A 9,211-nucleotide genomic window follows, 5' to 3' on the forward strand; every position below is an offset into this window, starting at 1 on the left:
AGATGCGCCCGGGGGTCTACGACGTCCACGAACGGGTCCGGGACATGAACCGCAACGGCATCCTGGCGTCGATGTGCTTCCCGACGTTCACCGGGTTCTCGGCCCGGCACCTCAACATGCACCGCGAAGAGGTCACGCTGGTCATGGTGTCGGCCTACAACGACTGGCACATCGACGCCAGGATGCCGTTGCGGTTCATGTCCCGGACCCGTTCGTGGACGTCGTAGACCCCCGGGCGCATCTCGGCGAATCCGGCCGGGTCGCGGCCCCACTCCTCGGCCGGCCACGAGACCACGGCGTTGAGGCCGCTGACGCCCTGCGGCCGGCCTTGATACATCCACTGATCGACGCCCTTGTCGTCGGTGACGACGATCGGGGCCTCGTCCTTGTACCGCGCCGGCACGTGCCGCAAGAACATGTCCGGCGGTTCGACGACGTGGTCGTCGATGCTCACCAGGATCAAGTCGTCGACGTTCATTCAAATCCTTTCGCGCACGGACTGTGTGGCCGTGTGGCCTAGCCGTCGCACTCGGTGGTGGTCTCGAGCAGCCGGGGAATCGGCGGCGGATCCAGCTGCAGGGCGTCGGACATGTGCAGCTGACCGGCGTTGGCGATCATGCCGTCGAGGATGGCCTGCAGGTCGTCGCCCTCGATCTCGTAAATGGCCACATACGGGCCGTTGCCGTCGACGGGCCGCAGCCGCCGTGCCGAGACGAAACCGTCCAGGGCGACGAGTTCGGGCAGGTGCACCTCGTCGTACCACATGTTGTATTCGCGTTCCCGCTCCGGCGAACTGGGCCGGCTCTCAACGAGAATGACGCCTTTGGCCATGCGCTCGCCCCTCTCACTCACTCGTAGCGCACCGTGACCGTGTCCGTGTCCGGCACGCCCTGGCAGGTCAGGACGTAACCCTCGGCCACCTCGTCGTCGTCCAGCGCGTCGTTGACCCGCATGGTCGCGTGGCCCTCTTCGAGCAGGGCCATACAGGTGCCGCAGTTGCCGGCCTCACAGCTGAACGGGGGCTGTAGGCCGGCGCGCCGCGCCGTCTCCAAGAGGGTCTCGCCGGCCACGATCGGTACGGTCACCTTCTTGCGGTCCAGCAGGATCGTCACGCTGCCGGCGACGGAGCCGTTCGCTGCGGGATCAGCCACCGGTGGGTCTCCTCGATGATTCTGGCACTCGACCGCCCCCGACACATTTGCATTCTTCACTGTAGAGAATACTATTCTCACAGACCGATAGGGTCTTCTCAAGCCACGTCGGGGGCGAGCCCGGCCTGCCAGGGAGGACGGGACGTGACCGAGCCGCCCGCGCTCGTGTACGGGGAGCGGCACCTCAGCATGTCCGATCTCGACGCGCTTGCCAGCGGCTGGGCGACCCGCCTGAGAAGCGGCGGTGTGCGGGCGGGCCAGCGGGTGGCCGTCATGGCGTCCACCCGACCGGAATTCGTCGCGGCGGTGCTCGCGATCTGGCGGGTGGCCGCCACCGCGGTGCTGCTGAGCCCCGCGTGGCGACGCGCCGAGGTCGACCACGCGCTCGCACTCACCGCCCCCGGCCACGCCGTCGGCGACCACCCGGTCCTCGCCGGGCTGATGCCCATGCTGCACCTGGACGAGCCCGTGCCGGCGGGCGCTTCGACGCCTCGCGCCGCGGCCCCGCCGTCCGATGCGGTCCTGGTGTTCAGTTCGGGCACCACGGGCCTGCCGAAGGCGGTGCGGCACACCCACGCGTCACTGGGCGCCGCCGTGGCGCACTGGCGCGCGGCGCTGCAGCTGACGCCGCGCGACCGGATCCAGGTGGTCACGCCGCCGTCGCACATCCTGGGGTTGCTGAATCTGCTCACCGCGCTGCGGACGGGTGCCCGGGTCCGGCTGCATCCGCGGTTCGACATCGACCGCATGCTGCACCACATCGCCGCCGACCGCATCACCGTCGAGATGGCCGTCGCCCCGATCGCGCTGGCCATTGCGGCGCATCCCGATCTGGAGTCCTACGACCTGTCGTCGCTGCGCTACATCATGTGGGGCGCCACCCCCGTCGCGGCCGACGTCGCCCAGACGGTGACGCGGCGCACCGGCGTCGGTTGGGTGCCGGCCTACGGGACCACCGAGCTGCCCGTCATCGCCTGCAACCCGGTCACCGGCGCCCGGCTGGACGCGGTCGGTCGCCCGGTGCCGGGGGTGCAGGTGCGCGTGGTGTCGCTGGGGACTTCAGAGCCGGTCGGCCCGGGTGAGGTCGGTGAGATCCAGGCCCGGTCGGCCTCGTTGATGGCCGGTTACCTGCCTGCGGAGGCCACCGGCGAGGCCGTCCGGGACGGCTGGTATCGCACCGGGGACGTCGGCTGGCTCGACGACGCCGGCTGGTTGCGGATCACCGACCGGCTCAAAGAGATGATCAAGGTGCGCGGCTTTCAGGTCGCCCCCGCCGAGATCGAGACGGTGTTGCACGGCCATCCGGACGTCAAGGACTGCGCGGTCTTCGGGGTGCCCGACGGCAGCAACGGGGAAGCGGTCGTCGCCGCGGTCGCCGCGCACGCATCGGCCGACGCCGACACCCTGGCCGCGGAGCTGGCGGCGCGGGTGGGCGAGCGGCTCGCCTCCTACAAGCAGCTGACCCGGATCGTGTTCGTGCCCGACATTCCGCGCCTGCCCTCGGGCAAGGTGTTGCGCCGAATTCTGAAGGAGCGCTATGGATGTACGTCTGACCGCTGAACAACGGCAGCTGCGCGACGCCGCCGCCAAGCTGGCCGACGACCTGGGCCCCGGCGCGGTGCAGGAGCTCGATGACGAGGACCGAATCCGCCGCCTGGACAAGCAGATCGACGCGACCGGCTGGCGGTCGTTGCGCGCCGACGAGGCGTCGGGCGTGGAGGTGGCCGTCGTCGCCGAGGAGTTCGGCCGCCGCCTCGTCGATGCGCCGTTCCTGGGCCCGCTCCTGGCCGACGACCTGGCCCGCCGCGTCGGCGCCGACGCGCACGGTGCCACCGTTGCCGTCGACGGCCGCGTGATCGATGCGCGGGGTGCGCGGCGCGCCCTGACCCTGTCCGGAACCTCGGTGCTGGCCACGGACGTGGGCGCCGCGAGCACCTGCGCCGACCTCACCCGCGCCGAGGCCGACGTCGCCGGGGCGCCGGTGTCGCAGGGCGAGATATCGGAGGACGCCGCCGCGCGATGGCGGGCCCTGGCGCTGGTCACCACCACGGCCGACCTGGTCGGCATCGCCCGCGGCGCGCACGCGCTCGCCTGTGACTACGCGAAAATCCGCGAGCAGTACGGCAAGTCGATCGGTTCATATCAGGCCGTCGCACACCTGCTGGCCGAAAGCCTGGCACTCATCGAGGGTTCGGTGAGCGTCCTGCGGCACGCCGCCTGGGCGGTCGACGAGTTGGCCGCGCCCGAGGCGATCAGGGCCGCGCAGGTGGCGAAGGTCTACTGCGCCCGCGCGGCCCGAACCGTCTGCGAGACGGCCATCCAGGTGCACGGCGGCATCGGCAACACCTGGGAGTGCCTGGTCCACGTGTATCTCCGGCGCGCGCTGACCTCGACCGAATTGTGGCCCGTGACGTTGAAGGAGATCGACCTTGGACTTTCGTGACTCCGCCGACGAGGCCGCGTTCCGGGAGCGGCTGCGGGCCTGGCTCACGTTGCGCGCCAGAGAGTTTGTGGGCTCCGGCGACGACTACTGGGCCTTGCAGGCCGGGTGGCACCAGGCGCTGTACCGGGAGGGCTTCTTCGGCCTGTCCTTCCCGCGCGAGTACGGCGGGCAGGAACTTCCCCCGGTCTACGACGTCATCGTCGACGAGGAACTCGCGCGCGCGGGCGCCCCGCCGCGGCCCAGCGTCGGCTACCTGGTCTACGGCATCGGCCGCCACGCCAACGACGAACTGCGCCGGCGCTTCCTGCCCGGCATCATCGACGGCACCCAACGGTGGTGCCAGGGCTTCAGCGAACCGGGCGCCGGCTCGGACCTGGCGTCGCTGAGCACCACCGCCCGCCGCGAGGGCGACAGCTATGTGGTGAACGGCCACAAGATCTGGACGAGTTACTCCGACGTGGCCGACTGGTGTCTACTCCTGGCCCGCACCGAGCCCGACGCCAAGCGTCACCGCGGCCTATCGGCCTTCATCCTGGAAATGAAACAGCCTGGCGTGCAACAACGTCCGCTGCGGATGATCAACGGGGTCACCAACGAGTTCGGCCAGGTGTTCTTCGACGGTGCGAAGATACCGGCGGACCGGATGGTCGGCGCCCCCGGCGAAGGCTGGGCGGTGGCGATGACCGTCGTCGGTCACGAGCGGGAACCCTCGACGCTGGGGTACGCGGCCCGCTACGGCAAGCTGGTCCGAACCATGTTGAGCCGCAACGGGGGTGAGGTTCCCGAGGAGCTGGCCTGGGCGGCGGTGCAGGCCGAGATGCTGACGCACCACGTGCGGCGGCGGCTGTCCGAACAACTCGACGGCATCTCGCATGGGCCCGAGGGTTCACTCGACAAGCTGCTGATGACCTGGGTCGAGCAATCCGTCGGGCACGCCGCGGTGGCGGTCGCCGGCACCCGCGACGCCGACCTGCTCGGCGCCTATCTGTACAGCCGCGCCCAGAGCGTGATGGGCGGGACGTCGCAGATACAGAAGAACATCATCGCTGCGCGCATCCTGGGACTGCCGCAGTGATCGCGAACGCGGGCGCAGCCCGGGTGAAGCGGGTCACGACCAGAAAAGAAGGAGTCTGACGTGTACGACATGCCCACCGAGATCGACGTCCAAGCCGACGGTCCCCTGCGGCTCATCACCTTGAACCGGCCGGAGTCGCTCAACTCGGTGAACGACAACCTGCACGTGGGCCTTGCACGGCTGTGGCAGCGCTTGACCGACGACCCGACCGCCCGGGCGGCGGTGATCACGGGGGCGGGGCGGGCGTTTTCGGCCGGTGGCGACTTCAGCTACCTCAAGGAGCTTTCGGCCGACGCCGACCTGCGCGCCAAGACCATTCGGGACGGGCGGGAGATCGTGCTGGGGATGGCGCGGTGCCGAATCCCGGTCGTGGCCGCGGTCAACGGGCCGGCCGTCGGGCTCGGTTGCAGCCTGGTCGCGCTCAGCGACATCGTCTACATCGCCGAAAAGGCTTATCTCGCCGACCCGCACGTGCAGGTCGGCCTGGTGGCCGCCGACGGCGGACCGTTGACGTGGCCGCTGCACATCAGCCTGCTGCTGGCCAAGGAGTTCGCGTTGACGGGCACCAGGATCGACGCGCAGCGCGCCGTCGAGTTGGGGCTGGCCAACCACGTCGTCGCCGATCCCGTGGCCGAGGCGATCGCGTGCGCGAAGAAGATTCTCGAGCTGCCGCAGCAGGCCGTCGAGAGCACCAAGCGGGTGCTCAACATCCACCTCGAGCGGGCGGTGCTGGCGAGCCTGGACTACGCCCTCTCCGCGGAGAGCCAGTCGTTCCTCACCGAGGATTTCCGGTCGATCGTCACGAAGCTGGCCGCCGGCAAGAACTGAACCCGGCGCTACGCCGCCGAATCCTCGTGCTGTGCCAGGAATTCGCGCATGACGGCGTCGAATTTCTCCGGCTCCTCGATGAACGGCATGTGGGAGCTCGCCTCGAACAGCTCGAAGCGCGAGCCGGCGATGCGCTGATGCATGGCCCACATGTGCTCGGGCACGCACTCGTCGTACCGGCCGGCGAGGATGAGGGCGGGCACCGTGATTTCGGCCAACCGGTCCATCACGTCCCAGTCGCGGATGGTGCCGACGATGTGAAAGTCGCTGGGTCCGAACATCGTTTCGAAGATCTCGGAGCCCATGTGGCGGAAGGCTTCCTCGAGTTCGCGGGGCCAGGGCCGCGCGCGACAGAGGTAGGTCTCGTTCCAGGTGCGGATCGCGGCCTGGTATTCGGCGGCGTGCGTGGTGCCGGCGGCTTCATGGCGTTCGATGGCCGCCTGCGTCGCGGGGTCGAGCTCGGACTTCAACCGCTGGACCATGGTGCCGAACGCCGGGATGGAGGCGATGCTGTTCGAGACGGTCAGGCTGGTCGGCCGGGGGCCCGCGTCCAGCACGAACTGCTGGGCCAGCATGCCGCCCCAGGAGTTGCCGAACAGGTGGAAGCGGTCGAGGCCGAGCGCATCCACCACGGCCCGGGTCTCGGCCACCGAGCGTTGCATCGTCCACAGCGCCGGATTCGGTGCGCAGGGGGACTTTCCGCAGCCGAGCTGATCCCAGAAGATGACCTCGCGCTCGTCGGCCAGCCGTTCCAGCGACCGCAGGTAGTCGTGCGGGAGGCCGGGCCCGCCGTGCACCACGAGCAGCGGCAGGCCCCGCCCGCCCCCGATTCGGGTGAACCAGACCGTCCCGCCCGGGACGTCGATCGACCCCTCCAGCGCCGCCGTCGCCTCTGTCATGACCCAGCAGTGTAGGCAGCCCAGCGGGAACCGGCGCGGCGTCGCCTTGCAACTGAGGCTCTCCGATTGAGAGAATAGAGTTCTCGACCCGCGGGGCGTCGTGACTGCGCCGCCGCGTCCGCTCGCCACCACAGGAGAAGGCCGTGCCCGAAGCCGTCATCGTGTCCGCGCTGCGCACCCCCATCGGCACCGCCCGCAAGGGCACGTTGCGCGACACCAGCGCGTTCGACCTCGCGCATCACGTGGTTACCGAGGCGGCCAAGGAGCTGGACCCGGCGCAGGTCGACGACGTCATCCTGGGCGAGGGGCTCTACGGCGGCGGGGTGCTCGCGCGGCATGCGGCCGTCACGGCCGGCCTGACGCAGGTGCCCGGCCTGGCCAACAACCGCCACTGCGCCGCGGGCCAGGCCGCCGTGCAGAGCGCCGCGGCGAGCGTGCGCGCGGGCATGGACCGGCTGGTGCTCGCGGGCGGCGTGAACTCGGCGTCGACCTCGCCCCGATCGCGCCTGCAGGTGGACGGCGAGTGGGTCGACTGGTTTCCGCCGACGCACCCCGATCGTCCCGACGCGCCGAACCTGGACATGTCGATCACGGTCGGCTGGAACGCCGCCGTCAAGGCGGGCGTGAGTCGCGAGGAGATGGACGCCTGGGCGCTGCGCTCGCACCGCAACGCGATCGCCGCCATCGACGAGGGGCGGTTCAAGGAGGAGATCGTTCCGATCGAGACTCCGCATGGGGTGTTCGCGGTCGACGAGCACCCGCGCCGCGACACCACCATGGAGAAGCTGGCCGCCCTCAAGCCGCTGCACCCCGAGATCGAGGGCTTCTCCATCACCGCCGGCAACGCCTGCGGGGCCAATGACGGTGCCGCGGTGTTGACGATCGCCAGCGACGAGCTGGGCCTGCCCGCGCTGGCCACCGTCAAGTCCTGGGCGTCCGTCGGCGTCGACCCCGCGATCACCGGGCTGGCGCCGGTGGACGCCATCCCGAAAGCCCTTGCCCGCGCCGGCCTTTCGGTCTCCGACGTGGACCTGTTCGAAATCAACGAGGCCTTCGCGGCGATGTGCGTGGCCACCGTCAGGCTGCTCGACCTCGACCCCGACACGGTGAACGTCAGCGGCAGCGGCTGCTCGCTGGGCCACCCGGTCGCCGCGAGCGGCGCCCGGATGCTCGTCACGCTGGTCCACGAATTGCGGCGTCGCGGCGGGGGAATCGGCGTCGCGGCGATGTGCGCGGGTGGCGGCATGGGTTCGGCGACGGTGATCGAGGTACCCGCTCCCTAACCGCCAACGCCGCGCGTCGCCCACGCGCGCCGTGTCCCCCGATCGGGTGACACGAGATTCATCCCGTTCGCGAGCCGATCGGCGGAGGCGCCCGCCGCGGCCGCGCCCTACCTTCAGAACTGTGTTCAACGCGGTGACCGGCCCAGCCACCCGACTACGGGGCTCGGCCGGCGCGCAACCGGATCGCAGTGAGCAAGGAGACGCGGCAATGACTTACACCACCGAACTTTCGGCAACGCTGGCGCGGGACGACCGGCTGGAGCTGTACCGCCGGATGTGGGTACTGCGACTGCTCGACATGGCCCTCGACGAGCCGCGCGTGGACGGTCCCTTCGACGGCTCGTTGCCGCCCGCGCTCGGTCAGGAGGCGGTGGCCGTCGGCGCCACCGCGGCGCTACGGCCGGGCGATGTGGTGCACACCGCGATCCCGCACTTCCGCAACGCCGAGCACGTCGCCCGGGCCCTTCCCCTCGGCCCGGCCCTGGCCGAACTGCGCTGCCCCCGCCCCTCCGCCGCTGCCAACCAGACGGCGTACGCCACCGATTGGAAGCAATTGCTGGACAGCTCAACGGATTTGGCGCGGTCGATCTCGTTCGCCCTGGGCGACGCTTACGCGCAGAAACTGGCCGGCTCCGGCAACGTCACCCTGTGCGCGATCGGCGGGCGAGACGCTAACACGGCGGAGTTCACCGCGGCGGCAAGCATCGCGGTGTCCTGGCGGCTGCCCCTGGTGTTCGTCGTCGAGAACATCGTCGAGGGCGCTCGCGGGCGTCGGGGCCCGCATGAGAGCCGCGGGCTGCCGTTGCGCTCCGCCGACGGCAGGTACGTCGCGGCGGTCGCGGACTCGGTGGCCGACGCCGTGCGGCGGGCAAGCGCCGGCGGCGGGCCCGGCGTGGTCGAGGCGGTCACCTATCGGACGAATCATCCATGCGGGGGTGACCCGCTGATCCTGGTCAAGCGGCAGCTTCGCTGGGCGGGCGTGGACGACGCCGAGCTGTGCGGGGTCGAACGCCGGGCCCGCCGGCTGGTCGCCGAGGCGGTGTACGTCGCCAACTCGCTGCTGGCGCAGGGGCCCGCACCGAAGCGCCAGCCCGGTCCCTGGTCGGCCGCTAGCTGAGCAGGCCCTGCCGCATGGCCTCGGCGACGGCGGCGGCGCGATCACCGACGCCCAGCTTCTCGTACAGGCGCTGCACGTGCGTCTTGACCGTCGACGGGGCCACGAACAACTCACCGGCGATGACGGGGATGCTTTGACCGCGAGCGATCCGATTGAGCACCTCCCGCTCCCGCGCGCTGAGCACGGGGGCGGGAGGTTCGGCGCGGTGCCGGATCTCCGCCGCCAACCCGCCGACCAGGGTGGGCGCCACCACGTCGCGGCCCGCGGCGCAATCCCGCACGGCCGTGACGATCTCCGCGCGCGTCGCCTCCTTGAGCACGAAACCCGCGGCACCCTGCTGCAGCGCCTGGTACACGATCGCCGGCTCGTCGTGCGCCGAGATGAGCAGCACCCGGGTCGGCAACCCCCGATTGCG

Annotated in this window: 10 protein-coding genes and 2 pseudogenes; 7 read left to right on the plus strand and 5 right to left on the minus strand. The window is 70.6% G+C overall.

The genetic code is table 11. The features are described 5' to 3' along the window. Window positions 1-227 (plus strand): annotated as a pseudogene (locus A5714_RS25930) (hypothetical protein); the annotation flags it as partial. Here the strand turns inward: A5714_RS25930 and A5714_RS05875 are convergent. From A5714_RS05875 to A5714_RS05885, 3 genes and pseudogenes are all read right to left on the minus strand, one after another. Beyond that, a pseudogene (locus A5714_RS05875) lies at window positions 167-478 on the minus strand (amidohydrolase); the annotation flags it as partial. The pseudogenes A5714_RS25930 and A5714_RS05875 sit on opposite strands and share 61 nt — an antisense overlap. A 38-nt stretch (window positions 479-516) precedes the next feature. Then, entirely contained in the window at window positions 517-831 is a 315-nt protein-coding gene (locus tag A5714_RS05880) for a DUF4286 family protein (protein WP_068283685.1), read from the minus strand. Window positions 832-848: 17 nt separating this feature from the next. After that, a complete protein-coding gene (locus tag A5714_RS05885; protein ID WP_068283688.1) occupies window positions 849-1,151 on the minus strand; it encodes a 2Fe-2S iron-sulfur cluster-binding protein in 303 nt (100 codons plus the stop codon). Window positions 1,152-1,295: 144 nt separating this feature from the next. Here A5714_RS05885 and A5714_RS05890 point away from each other — a divergent pair, with 144 nt between their 5' ends. From A5714_RS05890 to A5714_RS05905, 4 genes are read left to right on the plus strand one after another with little or no spacing between them, the layout of a single operon-like run. Next, window positions 1,296-2,711: a class I adenylate-forming enzyme family protein gene (locus tag A5714_RS05890; RefSeq protein WP_068283691.1), complete on the plus strand. Its 1,416-nt coding sequence runs from the start codon at window positions 1,296-1,298 to the stop codon at window positions 2,709-2,711. Then, window positions 2,689-3,594 carry an acyl-CoA dehydrogenase family protein gene (locus tag A5714_RS05895; protein ID WP_068283694.1) on the plus strand — a complete coding sequence of 302 codons (906 nt, stop codon included), beginning with the start codon at window positions 2,689-2,691 and terminating at the stop codon, window positions 3,592-3,594. Before A5714_RS05890 ends, A5714_RS05895 begins: the two co-directional genes overlap by 23 nt. Beyond that, on the plus strand, window positions 3,581-4,669 hold the full coding sequence (locus tag A5714_RS05900) for an acyl-CoA dehydrogenase family protein (RefSeq protein WP_068283698.1): 1,089 nt from the start codon (window positions 3,581-3,583) through the stop codon (window positions 4,667-4,669). The genes A5714_RS05895 and A5714_RS05900 overlap by 14 nt, the downstream gene beginning before the upstream one ends. Before the next feature lie 60 nt (window positions 4,670-4,729). Further along, the gene (locus A5714_RS05905) at window positions 4,730-5,497 is read left to right on the plus strand and encodes an enoyl-CoA hydratase/isomerase family protein (protein ID WP_068071073.1); all 768 of its coding nucleotides are present in this window, start codon (window positions 4,730-4,732) and stop codon (window positions 5,495-5,497) included. Window positions 5,498-5,505: 8 nt separating this feature from the next. Here the strand turns inward: A5714_RS05905 and A5714_RS05910 are convergent, their stop codons facing one another. Beyond that, the gene (locus A5714_RS05910; protein WP_231975802.1) at window positions 5,506-6,375 is read right to left on the minus strand and encodes a proline iminopeptidase-family hydrolase; all 870 of its coding nucleotides are present in this window, start codon (window positions 6,373-6,375) and stop codon (window positions 5,506-5,508) included. 164 nt (window positions 6,376-6,539) lie between these two features. On the opposite strand from A5714_RS05910, the gene A5714_RS05915 reads away from it, so the two are divergent. Together A5714_RS05915 and A5714_RS05920 are read left to right on the plus strand one after the other, a co-directional pair. Then, window positions 6,540-7,679 (plus strand): thiolase family protein, encoded by a 1,140-nt coding sequence (locus A5714_RS05915; protein WP_068283703.1) that lies wholly within the window; start codon window positions 6,540-6,542, stop codon window positions 7,677-7,679. A 208-nt stretch (window positions 7,680-7,887) separates the two neighbouring features. Further along, a complete protein-coding gene (locus A5714_RS05920) occupies window positions 7,888-8,796 on the plus strand; it encodes a thiamine pyrophosphate-dependent enzyme (protein ID WP_197513569.1) in 909 nt (302 codons plus the stop codon). Here A5714_RS05920 and A5714_RS05925 read toward each other — a convergent pair. Beyond that, window positions 8,789-9,211: response regulator transcription factor (locus A5714_RS05925; RefSeq protein WP_082959589.1), on the minus strand; the 423-nt coding region annotated here is incomplete at its 5' end. The two genes, A5714_RS05920 and A5714_RS05925, sit on opposite strands and share 8 nt — an antisense overlap.

The sequence above is a fragment of the Mycobacterium sp. E2462 genome, from assembly GCF_001672685.1.
In the GTDB taxonomy this organism is placed as follows: domain Bacteria; phylum Actinomycetota; class Actinomycetes; order Mycobacteriales; family Mycobacteriaceae; genus Mycobacterium.

What these genes read in the sequence shown, in the direction of transcription:
- A5714_RS05895 (WP_068283694.1), top strand. Translation starts at nt 2,689, where the DNA reads ATGGATGTACGTCTGACCGCTGAACAACGGCAGCTGCGCGACGCCGCC.
- A5714_RS05880 (WP_068283685.1), bottom strand. Translation starts at nt 831, where the DNA reads ATGGCCAAAGGCGTCATTCTCGTTGAGAGCCGGCCCAGTTCGCCGGAG.
- A5714_RS05920 (WP_197513569.1), top strand. Translation starts at nt 7,888, where the DNA reads ATGACTTACACCACCGAACTTTCGGCAACGCTGGCGCGGGACGACCGG.